16 protein-coding genes are annotated in these 24,002 nt (G+C 46.0%); 14 read left to right on the top strand and 2 right to left on the bottom strand.

The window, feature by feature from the left end:
• Positions 1-15: 15 nt before the first annotated feature.
• The gene (locus NST33_RS19585) at positions 16-1,113 is read right to left on the bottom strand and encodes an ATP-binding protein (RefSeq protein WP_339304776.1); all 1,098 of its coding nucleotides are present in this window, start codon (positions 1,111-1,113) and stop codon (positions 16-18) included.
• Positions 1,098-1,772, bottom strand: coding sequence for a response regulator transcription factor (locus NST33_RS19580; protein ID WP_221820393.1), 675 nt, complete (start codon positions 1,770-1,772; stop codon positions 1,098-1,100). Before NST33_RS19580 ends, NST33_RS19585 begins: the two co-directional genes overlap by 16 nt.
• Before the next feature lie 276 nt (positions 1,773-2,048).
• Here NST33_RS19580 and NST33_RS19575 point away from each other — a divergent pair, with 276 nt between their 5' ends.
• From NST33_RS19575 to NST33_RS19510, 14 genes are all read left to right on the top strand, one after another.
• Positions 2,049-3,455, top strand: a complete 1,407-nt coding sequence (locus tag NST33_RS19575; protein ID WP_221820394.1) for an N-acetylmuramoyl-L-alanine amidase family protein — start codon at positions 2,049-2,051, stop codon at positions 3,453-3,455.
• 258 nt (positions 3,456-3,713) lie between these two features.
• Complete coding sequence (locus NST33_RS19570) at positions 3,714-5,123, top strand: N-acetylmuramoyl-L-alanine amidase family protein (protein WP_036607564.1); 1,410 nt, start codon at positions 3,714-3,716, stop codon at positions 5,121-5,123.
• A 35-nt stretch (positions 5,124-5,158) separates the two neighbouring features.
• Positions 5,159-5,839 (top strand): GerMN domain-containing protein, encoded by a 681-nt coding sequence (locus NST33_RS19565; protein WP_036671957.1) that lies wholly within the window; start codon positions 5,159-5,161, stop codon positions 5,837-5,839.
• A gap of 72 nt (positions 5,840-5,911) precedes the next feature.
• Entirely contained in the window at positions 5,912-8,650 is a 2,739-nt protein-coding gene (locus NST33_RS19560; protein ID WP_221820396.1) for an S-layer homology domain-containing protein, read from the top strand.
• 163 nt (positions 8,651-8,813) lie between these two features.
• The gene (gene nth, locus NST33_RS19555) at positions 8,814-9,509 is read left to right on the top strand and encodes an endonuclease III (RefSeq protein ID WP_036607558.1); all 696 of its coding nucleotides are present in this window, start codon (positions 8,814-8,816) and stop codon (positions 9,507-9,509) included.
• 23 nt (positions 9,510-9,532) lie between these two features.
• Positions 9,533-9,805 (top strand): hypothetical protein, encoded by a 273-nt coding sequence (locus NST33_RS19550; RefSeq protein WP_017687779.1) that lies wholly within the window; start codon positions 9,533-9,535, stop codon positions 9,803-9,805.
• Between the two features lie 308 nt (positions 9,806-10,113).
• A complete protein-coding gene (locus tag NST33_RS19545) occupies positions 10,114-13,800 on the top strand; it encodes a dynamin family protein (protein ID WP_339304772.1) in 3,687 nt (1,228 codons plus the stop codon).
• 324 nt (positions 13,801-14,124) lie between these two features.
• On the top strand, positions 14,125-15,897 hold the full coding sequence (locus NST33_RS19540) for an ABC transporter ATP-binding protein (protein WP_145322364.1): 1,773 nt from the start codon (positions 14,125-14,127) through the stop codon (positions 15,895-15,897).
• A complete protein-coding gene (locus NST33_RS19535) occupies positions 15,894-17,744 on the top strand; it encodes an ABC transporter ATP-binding protein (RefSeq protein WP_036613270.1) in 1,851 nt (616 codons plus the stop codon). The genes NST33_RS19540 and NST33_RS19535 overlap by 4 nt, the downstream gene beginning before the upstream one ends.
• 354 nt (positions 17,745-18,098) lie before the next feature.
• Complete coding sequence (locus tag NST33_RS19530) at positions 18,099-19,601, top strand: AraC family transcriptional regulator (RefSeq protein ID WP_339304769.1); 1,503 nt, start codon at positions 18,099-18,101, stop codon at positions 19,599-19,601.
• Between the two features lie 131 nt (positions 19,602-19,732).
• A complete protein-coding gene (locus NST33_RS19525; RefSeq protein WP_339304767.1) occupies positions 19,733-20,722 on the top strand; it encodes an ABC transporter substrate-binding protein in 990 nt (329 codons plus the stop codon).
• Between the two features lie 62 nt (positions 20,723-20,784).
• Positions 20,785-21,807: an NAD(P)/FAD-dependent oxidoreductase gene (locus tag NST33_RS19520; protein ID WP_339304765.1), complete on the top strand. Its 1,023-nt coding sequence runs from the start codon at positions 20,785-20,787 to the stop codon at positions 21,805-21,807.
• A gap of 256 nt (positions 21,808-22,063) precedes the next feature.
• Positions 22,064-23,251 (top strand): formate-dependent phosphoribosylglycinamide formyltransferase, encoded by a 1,188-nt coding sequence (purT, locus tag NST33_RS19515; RefSeq protein ID WP_221820403.1) that lies wholly within the window; start codon positions 22,064-22,066, stop codon positions 23,249-23,251.
• Complete coding sequence (locus NST33_RS19510) at positions 23,241-23,699, top strand: GNAT family N-acetyltransferase (protein WP_036613284.1); 459 nt, start codon at positions 23,241-23,243, stop codon at positions 23,697-23,699. Before purT ends, NST33_RS19510 begins: the two co-directional genes overlap by 11 nt.
• The last annotated feature ends 303 nt before the right edge of the window (positions 23,700-24,002 follow it).

Here is a 24,002-nt window from a genome sequence, read left to right as displayed (position 1 = left end):
TCAGATCATTTTCAACTATTTATCAACTTGGGTCCCAATACTTGCCGTCACGCTTCCGCCACCGTTAGGACTGTTTGCAATCCGAAGACTACCTTCATGTTTTTCGCAAAACACCTTGCAAACGTAAAGGCCCAGCCCGCGATGTTCGCTCGCATCCCATACTTCGTCTCGGTAAAAAGGGAGAATAGCCTTACTCAGGGCTTCGTTAGAGAAACCAGGACCGTCCTCGGAGACGGTAATCTTCATAATGCCCCCCTGCACGTCATAGTGAACGTTTAATTGACTGGCTGCGTATCTTGCCCCATTAGCCACTATATTCTCGAAAATCTGCATGACGAAATAGGGATCTACATGTACTGAGGCATTATCATTTTCCACGGAAGAGACGAAACGTATACCGTACTGTTTCGCGATTTGTTCAGCGCTGCCGTCCAGCAAAACCGTCAATGAGATCGTATCCATCGATTGGATGTTCAACGGCACATCCTCCAGCCTCTGAATGGAGTTCATGGCCTCTGTATAACTCTCCAGACGCAAGATGTGAAGGTTCATGGTATGGATCAGGTCCAGCACCTTTTCTTCCGACAACTTCTTCTCGGGAAGATAGGTGGCGAGAAGCTCGGCGTTTCCTTTTAACACGGACAGGGGTGTTCTCAGATCATGGGCAAAAATAGCATTGATCTGCTTGCGCTCTTCAACCGAACGCCAAAGTGTCTTAAGGTTTTTTTCCAATTGTGAGCGCATGTTTTCAAATAGCGCGATCAGCTCACCCATCTCATCCTGGCTGTCATAGGAAATGCGGAAGTCTAGATCGTTGGCCGAAATGTTTTCGGATGCTCGTTTTAATAGCTCCAGCGGACGTTTTAGCTTCCATTTGTAAAATAGAACGGCCATGGTGACAATTCCAGTCGCTACGGTGAGCAGAACCGCCGTGACGAGGGAGGGCATCACCCAATCCGTTTCTCCGAAACGTAGCCGCAGCTTCTCCGCCCAAGCAAACTCCATAGTTATAACGGCCAGCACGGCAACGAGTGTGACCACACACAACAGCATAAAAGAGTGCAGTAAGGACAATCGCTTTAAAAACAGGAGTCTAGTCATGAACTTGGCCATTTGTAGCCTACTCCCCAAACGGTCTCGATTTGATTATCACAGCCGTATTCCTTTAATTTGTAGCGAATTCGCCGGATATGCTCTGCGATGACGTTACTGTCGCCTTGCTCGTCCATGCCCCATATCTTTTCGTATATGCGTTCCTTTCCAAACACCATATCAGGATGCGTGGACAGCAATTCGACAATATCAAACTCTTTTTTGGGCAGTGAAATTCGCTTATCCAGGTAGTAGAGCTCCCTGGCCGTATAATCAATGACCAATTCATTGCTAAACCTTACCGAAGATTTAGTTTGGATTCGTTGTTCCCTGCGTATATGTGCTTCGACCCTGGCGCCCAACTCGCGAATGCTGAAAGGTTTCAGAATATAGTCATCACCTCCGGCACGAAATCCCGCTATTTTATCAGCATCTTCGATTCGGGCCGTTAAAAATAAGATCGGGCAAGAGACGAAGTCCCGAATTTTCTCACATAATTGAAGGCCGTTCTGTTCAGGCATGTTGATATCTAACAAAACGAGATCGGGCTGTTTTTCCACTTTCCGCAGCGCTTCCCGGCTGTCCTTGGCCGTCATCACGGAATATCCGTTAATTTCAAAATAATCAGTCAGTAGCTTTCGAAGATCTGCTTCATCGTCCACAATCAGTATTTTAGGCATCAAGGCTCAATCTCCTGTATTCAAGTATTTGAACTCAGCATAGCAAAAATGGATGAGGAATGTAATTTCCATATGATTTTGGGAACTGGACTAATGAAGAAAGTAAGCTTTTCGCCACTCTGTTTCCGACTAAATATGACAACGTTGTAACCGGATGATCAGACAATATCTGATAAACTGATTAGTAGATTATGGAAGGTTACATATTGTCATTGATGTTACGCTGCAGAGAGTCAGGTCGGATGTTCAAAAGACAAAAAGAATGGTGGATGAGGTATGAAAAAATGGTCGGCAGCAGTCGTTTTTCTTCTGTTCCTATGTTTATTCCCAGTCTTGGCCCATGCAGACACCACTCCCTCGATTGTACTCGACGGTGTAACCATTAACCAGCAGACGGGTGCACCTGCAGAGAATATCGGGAAAACGGTCATGGTTCCAATTCGAATTGTATCCGAGAACCTGGGTTATAAGGTGAAGTGGGAGAAGGAAACTCAGTCAGTCCAGGTTCAAAAAGGAAACAGCATGATTCAAATGACGGCTGGCAAAGATGCAGCTACAGTGAATGGAAACGTGGTGAACTTGGATTCGCCCCCACTGATCAAACAGGGAACTACGCTTGTTCCGTTACGCTTTGTTGGGGAAGGCATGGGTCTGCGTGTTGGCTGGGACAATGGAACCAAGACAGTAAGCCTATTTAGTATTCCTCCCGTAGTTGAAACGGAAGGTGACAGTGACCCCGTCGAGGCACCTGTCCCGGATGGTTTGACAGAACTTCAAGGCATCAGCTTCAGCGGAGATCGCTTGATTGTAGCAACCAACGGTAATATTAGCCCCAAAGTATCCAGTATTGGTGGGCCAGACCGAATTATTGTTGATCTGCCTTCAGCGACATTCTCTCAGGAATTCATTCAGGGACAAGCCTCTAACCCGGATGGCAGTGGACAGATTCCCGTTACGGATTCATCAATAGTTTCCAAAGTCCGGTATGCAATGTTCAGTAAATCGCCTTCTACCGTGCGTGTCGTTCTGGATCTGAATCAGACGGCTACAGCCAAATGGTCTGTTGGAGAGAACAATGTCTTGCTCGTTGACCTGACCGCCACGAGTGGAGAACCGACAAGTCAACCGGCAGTACCTACGAATGATGGTAAAACGATTGTGGTCATTGATCCTGGACATGGTGGTCGTCAATCGGGTGCAGTGAGTTTGTCAGGAGCTTATGAGAAGGATTTCAATCTGGCTGTAGGACTGAAGGTACAGGCGATCCTTCAAAAATACCCAAATATTCAAACAGTCATTACACGCCAGGATGATACAGAACTTTCGCTCAAACAGCGTGTGGATATTGCCGAATTGAATCAGGCAGATGTTTTTGTATCCATTCATGGAAACAAATTCACTACACCGGTACCAAACGGCATTGAAACGCTCTACAGTCGTAAAGAAAGCAAGACTTTGGCTGACACCCTTCACAAATATGTGTTGCCGGTAACAGGACTCAAGGATCGTGGGGTCAAAACGGCTAGTCTGCATGTGACGCGTGAAACAACCATGCCTGCTGTGTTACTTGAACTTGGTTTTTTAAGTAACCCTACAGATGAAGCAGTCATGCTCACGGAAGAATACCAGGACAAATGTGCACAGGCAATTGTGGACGGAATTGTTGAATTTTTGGGACTGTAAATTGAATTGTGCGCAAATATGAAGGTTAGGGTAGTGCGTTGTTTAGAGATGTATATTTGATAAATAAGGAAAAAAGAAGACATTAAAATGTAAAAAAAGCTTGATCTGACAACGTTTTTTTTCTGTTATGTTGGAATATATTCGCAACTTTTGAGAGCGAGGGGCGTCTAATAGGTGTCTGGTAATGCCCAAGCGGTCAGTCGGAGTTGGAAAATGACAACATGCGGCAAAAAAATATGAGAATGGTAGGGGTGAAGGATGAAGAAGTTCGGTTTTTTGGTACTGTTATTTGTCTTTGGGCTCGTATTCCCGGGCTATAGTCACGCAGCAACAGACACGAAAATTATCCTAGACGGAAAAGAAATCGTACAGCCATCGGATACAAAAGCGGAAATTATCAACAGCAAGGTGATGGTTCCGATCCGGGTTGTGTCTGAAAATCTTGGGTATAGCGTGGAGTGGAAGCAGCAAACGCAAACGGTGACTATTAGCAAAGACAACACTGCCATGCAGATGATTGTTGGACAGAAGACGGCAACGGTGAACGGCAGTAACGTAAACCTGGATGCCCCGCCACTCGTGAAAAATGGTACTACGCTCGTACCTCTCCGATTTATTGGTGAGGAAATGGGTCTTAAGGTGGGTTGGAACAATACCACGAAGACGGTAACATTAGTTACCCAGAATTCAGGTTCCGGAAACGGGACAACCACACCTCCGAACTCTGGCAATGAAGGCGGAGGATCGGATCAAGAAGGTCTTGTACTGGTGAACGGCATCAGCTTCAGCGACAACCGCTTCATGATTGCAACAAGCGGAAGTACGAAGCCGAACGTCTTCACGATGACAGGACCAGATCGAATCGTTATAGACTTGCCGAATACCGCATTTGCTGATTCGTTCAGTGAAGGACAGGCTTTAGACAGCAACCAGAATGGACAACTCGTCGTTAGCGGTTATCCGGATGTGTCGAAGATTCGTTACTCGTTATACAGCAACAGTCCATCTACAATTCGTTTTGTAATCGATCTGTCCAGTTCAAAAGGGTACAGTGTGCAAAATGATTCCGGACTGGTTATGATTAACCTCGACAATCAAAGTGGTACACCTGCTCCTCCGGTTGGTAATAATGGCAAAAAAGTTGTCGTTATCGATGCAGGTCACGGAGATCATGATCCTGGGGCAATCGGTGTAACTGGTAAACGTGAAAAAGACTTCAATCTGGCAATGGCTCTGAAAGTGGAAGCCTTGTTGAAAAAAGAATCCAAAATTGACGTTGTGTTAACGCGCAGCGATGATACATTTTTGGCATTGAAAGAACGTGTGAAGATTGCACAAGACATAAAAGCGGATATTTTCATCTCTATTCATGCTAACAGTGGCCCTGCTGCTGCGAACGGTGTAGAGACATTCTATACACGCTCCAACAGCAAAGCACTTGCTACAGTGATGCACAAGTATCTTTTACAGTCTTCCGGACTGAAAGATCGTGGAGTGAAAACGGCAAGTCTCCATGTGACCCGTGAAACGACAATGCCAGCAGTTCTGCTGGAAGGTGGATTCCTTAGCAATAAGAGCGACGAAGCAGCCCTGTTCACGGAGAGTTTTCAGAACAGTGTTGCCAAAGGGATTGTTGCAGGAATCAAGGAGTATCTGGGAATTAAATAAGGGACAAGCCCTTATGTTGAGGAGGCGGAGTTAGAATGAACAAGAAAATATGGATTGCAGCCTTGCTGGTAACGGTTATGGCAGTTGCTGCTGGATGTGGAAGCAAGCCAACAGCTGCTCCGAATCAGACGCAAGGCGCAGGAACTGAAAACAATGTAACCGAGGTTGAAGGTGAAACAATTACCGAACCGGTAACTGCTGAGCCTGAAGAGAATACAACGCCTACAGAATCCACGGAGGAAGGCAGCTCAGAGGAAGCGACTACAACTACTCCGCCAAGCGAAACGTCTACGGAGAAGCCGGCAACTTCCGAAAGTAATGAAAAGAAAACGATCACTGTATTCTATACGGATGAAGAAGAACTGGAGTTGCACAAAGCTTCGGCAGAGATTTCATACGCATCAGATGATGCCAAATATAAAGCTGCCTTTGAATCACTGCAACAGAGCAAAGACGCTAAACTTGTTCCGCTGTGGTCTAAAGAAATTGAATTGAAGTCTGTTCAGTTCAAGGATGGCGCTCTTACGCTGGATATTCATATGCCAGATACGGCACGTCTTGGAGCAGGTGGAGAGTCTTATGCACTGGATGCTCTAAAACAAACGTTCTTCCAGTTTGATGAAGTAAAATCACTTGATTTACTGGTGGATGGTCAGCAGACGGAGAGTCTGATGGGCCATGTGGATCTTGAACATCCAATGACAAGATCCGAATAGGCTGTACAGCATGCTGTTGTACCGTGAATCCACGGAATATGGGTCGTTTTACATGAGAGAGGGGAATCATAGGTGACTTTTAAATATAACAATCCATCACACTCTAAAAAAGTAGTATCAGCCGTGCTTGCAGGCATGATGGCCCTTAGCGCCGGCGGAGCTGCCATGGCAGCAGAATCAACAGAAACGGGGCAGGGTCAGACTGCTGCAATAACAAATACGGCTGCACCAACTGGTTTGTTCAGTGACATCAAGGTCGGATACTGGGCTGAAAAACACGTCTACAAACTGGCATATCAAGGTATTCTTCTCGGTAACAACGGCCTGTTCCGTCCAGGAGATGCGGTAACACAGCAAGAAGCTGTAACGATGGCAATCCGTTTTATGAATCAAGAGGGCCAGTTGAATACCGACACGGCTGCGGCATTACCGACAAACATGGAAGTGGGAAATTATTTCAAGCCATATGTCGCGCTGGCACTTCAACTGGGACTGATTGACAAGACGGAAGAATCAACGGTGGATGTATCCAAGACCTCCTGGGGTCAAAAACCGGCTTCACGGGAATGGATTACCAAATTGTTAATCCGTTCATTGGACAAGGATGCTGAAGCGAAGGCACAAAACAATCAATCTACCGGATTTGCTGATAATGCAAGTATTTCCGAAAGTGGTAAAGGTTATGTTAATCTGGCTGTTAGCCTGGATCTGGCCAAAGGTGTGGAAGGCAACAAATTCAATCCAACCGGTTCCGTAACCCGTGCTCAACTGGCTACCTTCTTCAGTCGTGGTGAATCGTTAACGGATACAGCGTACCCGAACACATCCACGGGTTATGTGACAGGATTGAAAGATGGGCAGATCACGCTGGTTGTGGACGGCAAAGCCGTTAACTTCGCAGTGAACAGCAGTACACCTTACTTTACGAAAGACAGTGAAACTCGTGTTTCCTCCACAGATGTGAAGCTATATACGAAAGTTATGGTTGTAGGTTCTGCAGGTGTGGCTTCCTATGTGGAAGTTGTTGATGCTACACCGCAGGTGGAAAGTGTTGAAGGTACATTTGCACGTTCATTGTCTGGTAATAAAATTGGTATCTTTGTGGGCGAGAATTACGAAACGTACAGTTATGATGAGGCAACTGCATTCATCGATCAGAATGGTAATGCAATCAAACTATCCGATATTACGGCAGATAGCATCATCGAAGTACTGCGTGAGACGTTCTCGACTGACAAAAAAACAGTTGCTATTCGTGTGAAATCCGGCATTGTTAACAAGAGTGACAATGGCGTAGTTGCTGAAGTATCCACTTCTGGCAAAACGATCAAACTTGTCAATGCAGCGGGTGCAACAGAGCAGTTTGCATACAATGACAATCTGCTTATCACATATCAAAACCGTATCATGTCAGTAGCTGATCTTAAAGCCGGCAGTGCCGTGAAATACACTGTAAAGGACAGTGTTCTGCAAACTATCGCATTGTCTCAAGGTGTGGAGCAATCTGTGCGCGGAACATTGGTTGAGATCGGTGGCAACCAGTCCACGTTAACGTTCAAACGTGAAGGGGGTTCCCTTGAGGCGAAACTGCTGACTGAAAAGCCGGAAGTCATTATCAATGGCATTCAGGATGCAACGCTGAATGATCTCATCACGGATGCAACGAACGGGGATCAGGTGGAGTTGACATTGAACTCTGACGACCAGGTAACGCGTATTCAGGTGATTGGACGTCAAATGGAACCTATGAACGGAGTAAAGGTTGTATCTTACAACAGCAAAACAAAGGTACTTACCGTGTTGGACACCAACAAGAAACCGTTTGTATTTACATTGGATGAGAAAACCAAACTGGACTACAATACGACCAAACCTACACTCGCTGGTCTGGAGTCGATTTTAAATGATGGCCGCAAATTGGATCTGACCTATGTGGGAACACGTGCGTTGTCCGTTAAAGTGATTTACAAGTACGAAGGTACGATCAGCAACATTGACACATCGGGCAGAAAAATCAGTTTGTTGTCTGGTAATCAGACGATTACAGTGCCTTATACTACCGCACCTACGGTTGAGATCTATAACAAATCGGGCGCAAGTCTGGGAGATTTGAAGATTGGTGACAAAGTGACTGTAACGCTTGGGGCAAATCAGGATGTAGTGCAGAAGGTTGCACTGAACACTGTGGCTCAATTCGAAGTGGTTGCCTTGGAAGCAAATAGTCGTATTCGCGTAAAATCCGATCTGTTGACAAGTCAGTTCTACGTGGATCAAGCGGTACTGACAGGAGAGAGTGGTCAGACGATCACACCTTCACAACTGACAGCAGGCAACCTGATTAATGTAACGTTTGAAGGAGCTGCGCCAAAAGCGGTTCAAGTCGTGAAGCGTACGCTGGCTGAAGTTACAGCGGTGGATGCTTCATCTGTAACGCTCAAGCAGTTTAACGGCCAGACTGAAACCGTGCCTGTTAGCGGTTCGGTTAAAGTCGTAAAATCTGGCTCCATATTAACTTCATTGACTAGTCTTACGGTCGGAGATCGTGTGGAAATGACAAAAGATACGGATAATTCCACACGTTTCAGAGTACTGACTGTCATGAGCAAACAATTCTGGTCTTATGATGGCGTGGGTAACCAGATTTTGGTTAAACGGGAAACGACAACAGACACCAACTATCGTTTTGCACTCGGATCAAGTGTATTTGTTCACCAGGGTGACAATACTTTAAGCGTGCAATCTCTCAGAGATAATGATAATATTGTATTGTATCTCCTGAACAATGTTATTCTGGAGATTCAAAAACAGTAATCGTTTCTTTTCGAGGATCAAAAGAATGACCGTCTTGATACGGGATCTTTCCCGCATCAAGACGTTTTTTTTGCAAGCTTTTTGAGGTCCCCGCAAAGTACTCGGATGAAGCTTCGAAGTAAGGCTCCGCAGAGTGGAGTCATTTTGTGGGAGGTAGCTCTTCATGAATGCAGCGACGGTTAGACATATACTCGAAACTATGGAAGCAATGTTTCCTGATGCACATTGCGAATTAAATCACAGCAATGCATTTGAATTGACGGTAGCTGTCCTTTTGTCTGCCCAGTGCACCGATGAAACGGTGAACAAGGTAACCGCAGATTTGTTCCAGAAGTACAGAAGCCCAGCAGATTATCTGGCAGTTCCTCTCGAAGAGTTGGAACAGGATATTCGGCGAATCGGTTTGTACCGGAACAAGGCCAAGCATATTCAGAACATGTGCCGAATTTTAATAGAGCAGTATGGCGGTGATGTACCGCAGGAACATGATCAGCTTGTGACGCTACCAGGTGTCGGGCGGAAAACCGCGAATGTAGTTGTTTCCAATGCGTTTGGAGTACCGGCAATTGCGGTAGATACTCATGTTGAACGTGTATCCAAGCGGCTGGCGCTTGCGGGTTGGGATGACTCCGTACTTGAAGTCGAAAAGAAACTAATGAAGCGCGTACCCCGGGACGAGTGGACTTTAACTCACCACCGGTTTATATTTTTTGGACGCTACCATTGCAAGGCACAGAACCCTGCGTGTCATATCTGTCCATTGCTGGACATATGCAGGGAAGGGAAAAAACGTATGAAAACGTCCCAAATCAGGAAAGATAAGGAACGTGTCACCACCCGAAAACGAAAAATAAATTAATGAGTAGAAAAGGATGAATAATCATGAAATGCATTTCCGTGTACACTGACAATTTTGAGGCCTTCTCCGATATCTTTGAACAAATCGTTGAACAGGAAATGGCTGAAAATGAAGAAAAAGAAGTAGAAGGTATCACAGTAAGCCACTCTGGCGACGTGCCTGAACATTATCTGGAGCGTATGTCCGTTAAACCAGAAGTTGTTGTTATGAGAGACAAAGGCAGAGACATTACAATTCTGCAACATGGACAAGTATTTGAAATCTTGCTGCCTTCCATGGAGAACGCAGTTTCATAAGAAGTGATTACACTATTGTTTCTGTTGTATTAATGTCATGAGGATCGTTGTGGTTAAGGTGATCACATCGCATTCATGCAACAGACACTTGGCGTAAGCATTTGCTAAATACCGAGTATAAAACGTATTACAGATAAAACCGACTTGTTCGGTTTTATTTTTTTTAGATTATAGAACTTATACGTCCATTTATGTATATTCAATTCCAACCGTTCAAATTCAAACTTGATAATGTTAAAATAAATGTTGTAAAAGAGATAGACGTCGAAACGGATGTCAAATTAGAGGAGCCAGGGGGAAGGCCAGTCATGTCCAGAACAGATTACCCAAAAGAAATGGCCAAACCTCTGCTTCCGCTGCGTGAAGCGATGGAGCAGACAGGGGACCATACGGCTGTACAGGCTATAACGGATTTAATCAGCAAGGCTGAAATGAAACATCTGACGATTGCGTTCTGTGGTCATTTCTCTGCAGGCAAATCGAGTCTCATCAACAGTTTATGCGGTAAACGGGTCCTGCCTTCAAGTCCCGTGCCAACAAGTGCAAATGTGGTATCCATACGTAATGGTAAGCCAAGAGCGCTTATTTACACTACGCCAAACGTAAGCGCTGACAATGGAGCAGGAACACTTGAAGTTTCTCCAGAGGAATTGGAGGCGTATTGCAAAAATGGTGGAGCTTACAGCTCGATTGAGGTATGGGATGATATTCCTCTGCTGAAAGATGATGCTGTCCTGCTGGATACACCAGGTGTGGATTCAACAGATCGCGGACATAGTCTCGCGACCCATTCCGCGCTTCATCTGGCAGATGTGGTCTTCTATGTCATGGACTATAATCATGTTCAGTCCGAGACAAACCTTTCATTTGCCAAGAGTCTGTCGGATTGGGGCAAACCGTTGTTTTTGATCGTGAATCAGATCGACAAGCATCGGGAGCGTGAGCTTTCCTTTGACCAATATACCGAAGGTGTCGAAGCTATATTTGCGGCCTGGGAAGTCAGATATGACGGACTATTGTTTACTTCCTTACGCGACAAGCAGCATCGCTACAACCAGTGGGATATGCTGCCGGAACTTATTGGACACATGATGCAAGAGAAGGAAGCGTTAATTACGCACAGTTTGGCAAGTTCGGCCAGTCATGTAACGGAGCAACATCTGACGAGAGAAGCGGAGAAACGTGAAGACGAAGAGAATTCCCTGCTGGATGAGATTGGTGGCAAGGAAGGAATTGAACGCTTGGAACGAGAGTTGGAGCTTCTTGATATACAAGCAACAGACATTCGTACTGGGCCTTCGCGAGTGCGTGAGAAATTCCGGGCGGAGCTTGAACCTCTTCTGGCAAATGCAAATCTTACACCTGCGGATATTCGTGCGTCGGCTGCTGCCTATTTGGAGAGCCGCAAACCAGGTTTCAGGGTAGGTTTATTGTTCTCAGGTGGCAAAACCGAGCAGGAGAAACAACGCCGAGCTTCTGAGCTGGTCAGACTGTTACAGGATCAGGCTTCCGGACAAGTTGAGGTACATATTCGTACGATGCTTAGACAGCTGGGTGAGTCCCATCAGCTATGGGGAGCGGAGTGGGAGCAGGCGCTTAATACGGAGCTGCCTGCTGTAGATGAAGCACTATTGGAGATGAAACGCAGTGCCAGTGCAGAGGTATCTCCAGAGTATGTGATTCAGTTCAGTAAAGATGTGCGGGGCGAGATTGAGGCCCGCTATCGCAGATCGGCCATGATGCTGGCCGACCGCATGCTGGAAGCGCTGGCAGCGCAAGGCGAAGCCGCGCTCCAGGCGCTGGACGCCAGCCGCGCAGCGCTGCTGGCGCAATCCGCGGCGGCGGCGCGCTACACGGCGCTCCAGCGCAGCGCCGCCGCAGAGGCAGCAGGGCTGCGCAGCCTGCTGCCTGATGCGGGCCCCCTCCCCTCCGGGCTATTGCCGGAGGTGAAGGGCCCGCACGTGCCCGCGGTGCCTGAACCGGGCGAAGCCCCCGGTCCGCATGCGGGCACGTCAACGTCTGTGGCTGCGCAGCCACAGACGCCAGAGGCACCGCCGCAGCAGCGCGCAGTCGCAGCGGCGGTGCCTGGGCCATCGGCGGCGGCTGGCGCTGAACGCCGGCGACGCCTGGACGCAGCAGCGGCACGCCTTGAAGCCGCTGCTGCGCTGGTAGAGCCGTACCCCGCCATGGGGTCGGCGGTACGGGATCTGCGTGCCCGCGCGGCTTCGCTTGCGGGTGGCACGTTCACTCTGGCGCTGTTCGGAGCATTCAGCGCCGGCAAATCCTCCTTCGCCAACGCGTTGCTGGGCGAAGCTGTACTACCCGTCTCGCCGCATCCAACAACAGCGGCGATTAACCGAATCATGGCTCCTGCCGGGGGCGCGGAGCATGGAACAGCCCGGGTCCGCATGAAGACCCGGGACGCCTTCCAGGAAGACCTCGCTTATTCCTTCCGTTTGCTCGGACTGGGTGAGCCTGGAGCGGAGTGGCAGAAGCGAGTACGCTCCCTCTCACCACAGGATGTGCATCCGGCGGGGCGCCCGCATTACAGCTTTTTGCAGGCGGCAGCAGCCGGCTGGGAAGAAACAGCGGACCAGTTAGGTCAGGATGTGCTGGTGGATCTGGACGGTTATCGTAACTTTGTCGCAAACGAGAAGAAGTCCTGTTTTGTGGACAGTATCGATCTCTATTACAGTTGCGATGTGACTGAACAAGGCATTGTACTGGTAGACACACCAGGAGCGGACTCCGTGAATGCTCGTCATACGGGTGTAACCTTCAATTATATGAAGAATGCGGATGCACTCATTTTTGTAACGTATTACAACCATGCTTTCTCACAAGGAGATCGCCAGTTCCTCAATCAGTTGGGACGCGTTAAGGATAGTTCTGCCATGGATCAGATGTTCTTTGTTGTGAATGCCAGTGACCTGTCTTCCTCCGAGGAAGAACTGGAGCAGGTTCTCGATCATGTGAGCACCCAACTGCGCAGTAATGGAATTCGGGCACCACGACTCTTCCCGGTATCTAGCATACTGGCGATGGAAGGCAAGATGGCAGGTGATTCGAAGTTGCTTGAGCAATCTGGTTTTAACCGTTTTGAGGAAGAGTTCAACCAATTTGCAGGCAGAGAATTAGCCGATCTTGCTGTAAGTGGAGCTTGGGAAGAGATGGCACGTGTCATTCAGCGGCTGAAGAATCGTGCAGAGGATGCGGCTCAGGGTGAAGAAGTATTGCAGCAGCGGCGGGATGAACTAGGGACTATTCAGGGGCAGTCACGTCAGCGCATACAGCAACTTGCAGCAAGATCGATGAAGGAAGAACTGTCACAGGAAACAGCAGAATTACTCTTCCATGTGCGGCAGCGGCTTGCCTATCGCCTTGGTCTATTCATGGCAGAAGCATTCCATCCATCCGTACTTCGGGAGGATCGAGGCAATCTGAAGATGGCTTTTGCAGCCTGTGGACGTGAACTGTTACGCATGATTGCCATTGAACTGGAGCAGGAACTGCTTGCTACCACCCTCAGACTTGAACAGGCAGGTCAGACCTGGCTGATGAAGCAAGTTACGGAATGTATAGATGAGGTGAGACAGTTATCAGGGGGCGTGGATGTGTCACTGCCACTGAACGAACGCTGGACTACACCTGTGCTTGAAGAAGTTCGTCTGGAAGAACCGTCTGGATGGAAAAGCTATTTGAATTATTTCCGCAATCCGAAACAGTTCTTCGAAGGGGATGGACGTCAGCGGTTACAGGGGGCACTTGATCCTGTCCTCAAACAGATGATCATTGAAGTTCTTCCTGCTGCGCAAGAAAAACTGATTCAGTTTTATGACAACCAGCTTTGTCAATCATTGCAACACCAATCCCGTCAGTTGGAAGAGCGTCTAGACGAGGCGGTAAGTGGAATTCAAGATACACTGGAAAGCGGAATTCCGGCGGAGCAATGGACCAGCTTGTCTAACCAACTGGAACAGATCGAACACAGTTAAAATCACAGCATAACGCGTATTCTCTGGAAGTCTTTGTAAAACAAAATGAATGATACAGCAACACATTGAAAATGTTGCGAAAATCAACCCAAAAAGGCCCCTGCCGAAAAGGCATATAGGGAGCCTTTTTTTGGTACGAACAACCTGAAATAAAGAGAATATTCAAACATTTGATTGAAAGGTGGGTATTTACCTTCGTTAATGCGTCAATAAGCTGAAAGCAGGCAGAATATGGTCTGTTATTCGCTTTGCCGCGAAAGGGGTACGGTGATAAACTTCATAAATGTTCATAGTATTTTTGAACGACATAAGAGGAGGAGAAACATGGATGTTCTTAGGCAACTGCAAACCTTTTTTTGGGAAAAGAGAACGTATTTATTTGTATCAATCTTGTTCCTCGCCTTAGCGACCGCACTTGGGTTGGTGTATCCGTACATGCTGAGGATACTGATTGATGATATTATTGTTCCGCGAACTTTTGAAGACGTTCCCATCATTGCTTTGACTGTGTTAGGTGTAGTTATTTTGAAAGCGGGAATGCAGTTTTTACATGGCTTTTTTGGAGGACGCTTGGGTAACTTCCTGGCGTACAGACTTCGTAACGCATGTTACGAAAAGCTTCAATTTTTATCCTTCCGTTATTATGATACGGCCAAGACAGGTGATCTGATGTCCCGCCTCACGGGAGATTTGGAAGCCATCCGTAACTTTATCGGATTTGGTTTCGCCCAGATTCTCAACATGGTTTTGATGGTCGTATTCGGCGCAATCATGATGATGACCATGAGTTGGCAGCTTACGCTGTTCACGCTCATATGCATCCCATTACTTGCCTTCGTTGCGCTGAGATTCGAATCCAAAATTCACCCTGCATTTCAGGAGATGCGGCTGGCGCTCAGTTCACTGACGACAGCGGTACAGGAGAATATCACTGGAGTACGTACGGTAAAATCCTTTGCACGTGAGCCTTATGAAGTGGAGAAGTTCTCTACACGTAATGAACGTTACAAGACAAATCAGATTCATGCCGCAACATTGTGGAGTCGCTATTTTCCAATCATGGAGATTCTTGCTTCGGTGAGTATCGTTCTGTTGCTGATAATCGGTGGAAGAATGGTTATACAGAAGACGCTGACACTCGGTGAACTCGTTGCCTTTTTCAGTTTGATCTGGTACATAATCGGTCCAATGTGGAACCTTGGGTTCCATATCAACAACTATACGCAATCCAAAGCTTCAGGTGAACGGGTGCTCGAACTGCTCAATACGCCAGTGGATGTGGAAGAAACGCAAGATCCGGTCATTGTGGAGGCAGATCAGGTCAACGGCCATGTAACGTTTGAATCCGTTACCTTTGCCTACGGCAATAAAATGCCAGCGGTAACCGATATTAATTTTGATGCTGCACCCGGTTCTGTAATCGGTTTCCTCGGGGGAACAGGGTCAGGTAAATCGACCATTATTCAGCTCCTGATGCGTGCCTATAACGTGAACTCGGGAACGATCAAGCTGGATGGCAAAAACATCAAAGATATAGGTATCCGTAGTTTGCGGAGTCAGATCGCTTCTGTTTTCCAGGAAACATTCCTGTTCTCATCCAGCATTCGCAATAACATATCATACGGACTTAAGAACGTCACTATGGATGAAATTATCCGTGCAGCCAAGCTGGCCAAGGCTCATGAATTCATTATGGAGTTCCCGGACGGATATGACACGGTGGTTGGTGAACGCGGTATGGGATTATCGGGTGGACAGAAACAGCGGATTGCGATCGCAAGGGCTTTGCTGAAAAATCCGAAAATTCTGGTACTTGATGATGCAACCAGCGCCGTGGACATGGAGACAGAACACGAGATTCAGTCCGGTTTCCAGGAAGTTATGCGCGGCAGAACAACATTTATTATTGCACACCGGATATCTTCACTACGACATGCAGATGAGATTCTGGTGCTCGATGAAGGTCGCGTGGTACAACGTGGCAAACATACCGAACTCATTGAAGTGCCTGGACCATATCAGGATGTTTATAAAATTCAATATGCAGATTATATTGCCCGCGGTAAGCGGGAGGCTGGGGAGCAGGTGAATTCATGAGTGCCGAAACGATAGCAGACAGGCGCGAGGCAAAAGTGGCCTCTGAGAAGAAACTGAATGAACGATTTGTGTATCAGGATGATGAAATTATTGAAAAACCGTTTAACTGGAAAGAGTTCGGACGTTTATTTGCATACATGAAACCTTATGCAAAACAATTGTTACCACTCGTTATTCTAATGATGATCTTGGGTACCATTACGAAATTGTCCGTACCTTTTCTAATCAGTCTGGCGATTGACCGGGCCATCGCACCGGCAACGGGGTTGCCAAGCATGACTATGCTATATCTTATCGCAGGCTCCATATTTGTGTTGTATCTCATTCAGTGGGCTGCCAATACGTACCGGATCAAATTGACAAACATTATCGGACAGCGTGTTATTTATGACCTTCGCTCGGATCTGTTCAAGCATATCCAGAAGCTGTCCTTTAACTTTTTTGACAAAAGACCGGCAGGTTCCGTACTGGTACGTGTTACAAATGATATTAACTCCCTTCAGGATCTGTTCACGAACGGTGCAGTTAACGTCATGATCGACTGCGTACAGTTGCTCGGCATCATTGTGATCTTGCTGTTGATTAACTGGAAACTGGGTCTTGCCGTGATCATTACGGTGCCAATCATGTTTATCATCTCGACCAAACTGCGGGTGCTGATCCGTCGGGCTTGGCAGGATGTGCGCATGAAGAACTCTCGGATTAACTCCCACTTGAATGAATCCATTCAGGGGATTCGAGTGACTCAGGCTTATACCCAGGAAAAAGAGAACATGAAATACTTTGACAACATGAACCTGTCCAGCAAAAAGTCATGGGATAGAGCATCAGCGATGAACCAAGGCTTCGGACCGCTGATTGAGATTACCGGCGGTTTCGGTACATTAATCCTCTTCTGGTTTGGTGCTTACCTGATTCAGGAAGGTCAGTTGACTGTGGGATTACTTGTGGCTTTTGCCAACTATGTCGGCAACTTCTGGGACCCAATCAACCGTCTGGGACAGATGTACAATCAGTTGCTGGTTGCGATGGCATCATCGGAGCGTATCTTCGAATTCATGGATGAAAAACCAAGTATCGCGGATAAACCAGGTGCCAAGCCACTTCCTTCTATTAAAGGAGATATCGCATTCGAAAATGTGGTGTTCGAATACGAGAAGGGCAGACAGGCGCTGAAAGGAATCAGTTTCTCGGCGGCTGCGGGACAATCGATTGCACTTGTTGGTCATACGGGCTCGGGTAAAAGTACGATCATCAATCTGATCAGTCGTTTCTATGATATATCCGGCGGACGTCTCACCATTGACGGACAGGATGTGCGGGATGTAACGGTAGAGAGTTTACGGAGCCAGATCAGCATTGTATTACAGGATACTTTCATCTTCTCGGGTACGATTCGTGACAATATTCGATTTGGACGACTGGATGCAACAAATGAAGAGGTGGAGGACGCAGCCAAAGCAGTCAATGCACATGAGTTCATCATGAAGCTGCCTGGCGGATATGATACCGAAGTAGAGGAACGCGGGAACGTATTATCCATGGGACAACGACAACTGTTATCCTTTGCCCGTGCGCTGCTTGCTGATCCACGCATACTGATTCTGGATGAAGCTACAGCGAGTATTGATACAGAGACAGAGCTTAAAATCCAGGAAGCGTTGAAGGTGCTGTTGCAGGGAAGAACATCCTTTATGGTCGCTCACCGTCTCTCAACCATCCGGAATGCAGATAACATTATCGTCCTGGATCATGGTGAAATTAAAGAAGAGGGCAACCATGAGCAGCTTATCCAAAAACAAGGCGTCTATAATGGATTAATAGAAGCTCAATACAGATTTTTGTGATGAAAATGAAAACTTCGGATGCTTGTGAAGCGTCTGAACATCTATGAACTTATAACACTCTGGTGTTCTATAGCCTGTTCTTTCAATAATAAGTGCATCTTATTCATTGAAGACAGGTTAGAGGATAGCCGGAGTGTTTTTTTTAAACGTTAGTGTGGTATGTTATATTTTTGAAGAATGAAATCAATACTATCGTTCATGGCTGGAGGGAGATCAATGCAGATGGACAACAACGAAATAAATTCAAAGCATTTGGATCACCTGGATCATATGATTTTTAGGCTCCTTCACGTGAATTATACAAGTGATCCTGCGACGGAGTGGTTTCTGAGGAAACACTTCATTGAAACATACATGTTAATATTTGTAGCCAGTGGACAAGGGTGGTTGAAAATAGATGGCAGTTTCATTGAATTAAAGGCGGGAGGACTGTATGTAGGCTTCCCGGGGCAACTGGTTGAGGCAACTGTGCATTCGTTGGATGAACGAGGTGTGTATCACATGGATTTTGATGTCATGTACGCACTGGAGCAGGAGGGTGGAACAGCCCTTGAAATGATGAAGCAACTTTTACGTAATGAAGTGAATGGCGAGGTCAGCTCATCTTCGCTCGTTGCTGTTGGCGTGATCTGTCAGATGATTTACCACCACACGTTGAAGAAGGATGGTTTGCAAAGGTACTATGGTCAGATTCGTTTTCAGGAACTATTGTATACCATGTTTTACGAGGTGGCCTGTGCCGAAAAGACGGATCTGGCTTCACCAATTGAACATGTTAAAAGTTACATGGAGCAGAATTATTCGAAGAGATTAACCATTGAGGAATTAGCAAATGTGGCACGAATGAGCCCTCGACACTTCATGCGTTTATTCAAGAAAAGGTATGGTTACAGTCCAGTGGACTATTTAACGCTATACCGAATTAAACAAGCCCAGATCTTAATGAGAAATGATCACAGTTATCGACTCAAGGATGTGGCATCGTACGTGGGTTATCAGGATGAGACGTATTTCCGGCGTAAATTCAAGCAAATCTCTGGCATTCCACCAGCAGCGTTTATACGTAATAGCAAACAAAAAATTGCTGCGGTTCATTCTGTGAGCATTGGTATACTGCTTGCATTGCAGATCATTCCCTGTGCCGCGCCGGCAAGTCATCCGTGGACATACTATTACCGACGTAAATATGAAACGGACAAAGTTATGCCACTCGCAGAGAGTGAGACCACCTGGCTGGAACAGCTTCGATTAGTTAAACCTGATTATATTATTACTGTTGGGACGGAGTCTGAGGATTTGCAAAAACAGCTTCATTCCATTGCTCCTGTGTGTGACCTCCCGTTGGGAAAAGGAGATTGGAGAGAGCATTTGAGATATGTTGCAAGCTTTTTGGACAGGTCTGATATTGCAGAGGTATGGCTTCAAAGATATAAAGAGAAGGCAACGACCATAAAGGACCAGCTTGAGGATTTCATACGAAAAGACAGATTAGTTGTACTCAAAGTTTATGGTGAAGCGTTGCAGATGTTAGGCCCAAGGAGTATTGCTTCCGTTTTTTACGTTGATATGCAAATGGAGGGTCCCGAAGGAGTTGAGACTTATTGGGAACGGGGCACAGTAACCATTAGGGAGTTGTCTGTTCTCAACGTTGAAAGAATATTACTGATTGTGGGTGATGATGAGACATCCAGGCAGACATGGTCTGCTGTGCGTAAGTCTGAAGAATGGCTTGCGTTGTTAGCGGTACAGAATGGCAGAATGGATATGCTTTTGTCGAGCGTCCTGCTGGACTACACTGCATTTACCCATGAGCTTATGTTGGATGAAATATTAAAGTTATGGCAAGATCGTCCATAGCAAAAAGTCTGAATAGTCAATATCATACCTGAACATATTTTAATATACTTACTCCTATATCAAATGATAATGATAATTATTATTAATTAGACGTTGTCATAACTAAATGCCATATAGGGGGTACATAAAGAATGAGATTCAGATGGTTAACGGTACTATGCACCATGATGTTGGTGCTCATTATTTCGGCTTGTGGTGCAGCGGGGCAAGATGAGGCTACGAGCGAAGGTCAGAAGACTGGTTCTACCAATACATCCACAACAGAAACAAGTCAGGTAAAAAAAGTGAACACGGAAATGGGAGAAGTTGAAATTCCGGTGAACCCACAAAAAATAGTTGGTTTGTCGGTTGTATATCCAGAATTTTTATATTCACTTGGCATCGTACCCATTGCTGTACAGAACTACCATGAGGATTTTCCTTCTTACTTGCAAGAAGCATTCGCAAACACGATGAAAATGGGAATAGGAAGAACGCCTAACTTTGAAGCACTCATGGAGGCAGCTCCGGATTTAATTACCGCTCCTGACTGGTGGTCCAAAAAGGACTATGATCAGCTTACTCTGATTGCACCTACCGTACTTTTGCCACAGCGTGATGATTGGCGCGATGAACTGCGGGATATGGCCAAAATTTTGGACAAAGAAGAACAGGCAGAAAAGGTGATTCAGGATTTGGTGGATAAGGAGAAGGTAGCTGCTGCCAAATTGGATAAGCTGATTGGAGAGGAGACTGTTCTCTACATTAGAGTGATGGAAAAAGAAATCGTACTTCATGGTGAGAACCTTGACCGAGGAAACTTTGTCCACAAACGATTGGGAATGAATCCACTTCCTAATTTCCCGAAAGATCAAACTGCCATGTCCGTATCCTTGGAAGTACTGCCTGAATACAACGCAGATCATCTGATCGTTCAGCTGGATGATGAGACTAATCCGGAAATTAAAAAGAAATTTGAAGATATGTTATCTTCATCATTATGGAAAAATCTGAAAGCAGTCAAGCAGGACCACGTCTATATGGTGGGTGGCAAGGAATGGTTCAATCTGGGAATGTCTCCACTTGCCGATGAATATGTCATTGATGATATTGTTGCTACTTTTGAAGCAAAAAACAAATAAAGCAAACGGGTAAAGTGACATGTATCTAGAGTTCATAACTAAATTAACAAGGTGTGTTTAAAATGAATGAAGAAGATATCTATGATGTAACCATCATCGGAGGCGGCCCTGCTGGCATGTATGCGGCTTTTTATGCAGGGATGCGTGATATGAAAGTTAAAATCATCGAAGGTAAAGACCAGCTTGGTGGATTTCTGCACACCTATTCGGAAAAAACAATTTGGGATGTAGGCGGTCTACCGCCTATGAAATGTTCGAAGTTGATCGAGTGGCTTGTTCAGCAGGCAAATACATTTAATCCAACGGTTGTATTGAATTGCAAAGTGGAAAGGTTCACTCGACTGGATAACGGAATATGGAGTATGTATACCACTGGAGGGAAGATACATTATACGCGCACGATCATTGTTGCAGTGGGCCGCGGTATCGCAGAAATTCAAAAATTGAAGCTTCAAGAGCCAATGGAATGTGAGTATGAAAATCTTCATTATACCGTCCAAAATCCAGAACATTTTTCAGGGAAACGTGTGCTCATTTCAGGAGGAGGCAACAGTGCAGTAGATTGGGCAATTGAACTTGCTCAACTTGCTCGCAGTGTAGTTGTAATCCACCGGAATAATGAGTTTCGTGCAATGGAACGCAATGTTAGCGAGATGAACAATGTAACGGATGTCAGAACACCATATAGCATCACACGGCTTCATAATCATGGTGAACGTATCCATCAGGTTGTAATTACGCATATGGAGAGTCAGGACAATGTATTTTTAGATGTGGATGAAGTCGTCATTAGTCATGGGTATAAAAGCAATCTAAGTGATCTTGTCAGTTGTGGCTTAGCAATGGACGATGGAATGGTTCTAATGAGTCATCATGCACAGACGAGTCTGTCGGGTGTTTTTGCAGCAGGAGACTGTGCGACGCACGAAAGCAAAGTTAGACTCATTGCAGGAGCCTTCAATGATGCGATCGTGGCAGTTAATAGTGCGAAACAATATATGACGCCAGGTGCACCAAAGATGGCTTATGTTTCTTCCCATAATGAAATCTTTAGAGAAAAAAATCGACAAATCCCAAGTCTTTAAACTTGGGATTTGTTTGCGTATTTTGATTCGTTGGAGTATTAAAGTCTGCTCTGTTAACATTTCCTTAATTTTGGGAGGAATGGAAGGAGTATCGAATCCGAGAGCAGTAATTGTAAAATTTGATCGAAAAAACACAAAAAATCTTGTAAAATTCACAAGAAAAATAGGGAGCACTCTTGCAATCTTTAACCAAAACCCCGAAAATAGAGAGACAGACAGATATAGAAGATTTCTCTTTGGGAGGATTGGAAAGAACATGTGGGGTGCTCCTTTTACGGCTCAAGCCAAAAAAATGCTGCTACTAGGCAGTGGAGAATTGGGAAAAGAGGTCGTTATTGAGGCCCAACGACTGGGAGTAGAGACGATCGCTGTTGATCGTTATGAGAACGCACCTGCGATGCAGGTCGCGCACCGGTCTTACTGCATCGACATGCTGGATGCCGAAGCTTTGAAACAATTGATCCGTAAAGAAAAACCTCATTACATCGTACCTGAGATTGAAGCTATTGCAACAGAAGCTTTACTGGAGCTTGAGGAAGAGGGATTTTGTGTAGTACCTACTGCCCGAGCTGCACGTTTAACGATGGATCGCGAAGGCATCCGTCGGCTTGCAGCCGAACAATTGAAACTTCCGACAGCTGACTACCTTTTTGCGGACAACCTGGAACAACTTCAGGAAGCCGTACGTAAGCTTGGCACACCTTGTGTCATTAAACCATTGATGAGTTCTTCCGGCAAAGGGCAGAGTGTATGCCGAACACCGGACGACGTGGAGGATTGCTGGAATATTGCTCTTTCGGGGGCTCGTGGCAAATCCGTTCGTGTTATCGTGGAGAGCTTTGTGCAATTTGACAGTGAGATTACATTACTCACCGTTAGATCTGTATCAGGCACCGTATTTTGTCCTCCGATTGGTCATATTCAAAAGGATGGGGATTATGTCGAATCCTGGCAGCCTCATGCAATGACTCCTGAGCAATGGCAGCAAGCTTGTCATATTGCCAAATCCGTCACGGATGAACTTGGCGGGTATGGACTGTTTGGAGTGGAATTGTTCCTCACATCGGATGGGGTTGTGTTCAGCGAGGTATCTCCTCGTCCGCATGACACGGGTATGGTTACAATGGTGACGCAAGACAGTTCCGAGTTTGCGCTGCATGTACGTGCAATTCTTGGTTTTCCGGTCACAGGTGTACATCTGTTGACACCGGGAGCTTCAGCAACGCTGAAGGCTAATGATGAAACATCTGACTTTACTGTAGGCGGGATTGAAGAAGCACTGGCTCTTCCTCGTACTCAGATTCGTGTATTTGGCAAACCTGAGACCAAAGTAGGACGCCGAATGGCTGTAGCCTTAAGTGCTGGCCAAGATGTGGAAGAAGCTCGTAAAACAGCGGTGCAAGCCGCTAATATGCTGAAAGTGGAGGTAAATCATGTCCAATAATGTTGAGGCCCCTGTACTGATGATCCGAGAGTGTGAGCTGCGAGATGCTGAAGCGGTAACGGGACTGATGCGAGAGGTCAGCTATCCGACAACAACCAATGTCATGAAAGAACGTATTGAATGTTTGGAAACCAATCCAAATGCATGCATGCTTGTTGCCGAAGTGGATGAACAAATTATTGGTGTGATTGGCTTGCAATGCGTGCAAAGTCATGCCTATCCAGAACCTGCCGCACAAATTACTTCCCTGATTGTAGGTCAAGAACATCGTGGTGGTGGGATTGCCCGTCGTCTGATGGCTCGTGCCGAAGATTGGGGCAGACAGCAAGGTGGTAAACAACTGTTTGTCACGGGTGCAAACCGTGAAGTGACTTCAACAACGTACTCTTTTTATGAGCACATTGGTTTTCAGAAGAGAGGTTATCGGTTCAGTAAAGTTCTTCTATAGTATAAATAAAGTTTCTTCTATTGCATGGAAATTCTCATGATATCCTGATCTGCAGATTCTTGTGTGGTGAATGATAAATAGATGGTGAAGCGACATTCGACTAGCATTTTTAGTCCGAATGTCTTTTTTTTATGCTTTTGTCGATGGGGGGAGAGCCTTACAGGATAAGCCCTCAGTCAAATCTGTAACATTCTAAAAAATGACAAAAAAGTTACTTTTCCATATTTTATAGGTTCACAATCTCCGGTTGAATTGATATACTGCTAGAGTATTAATTACAAAGTTGTAATAACTAATCTTAAG

The sequence above is a fragment of the Paenibacillus sp. FSL L8-0435 genome (assembly GCF_037965655.1).
Classification (GTDB): domain Bacteria; phylum Bacillota; class Bacilli; order Paenibacillales; family Paenibacillaceae; genus Paenibacillus.
This window is presented reverse-complemented; position numbering and strand designations above follow the sequence as displayed.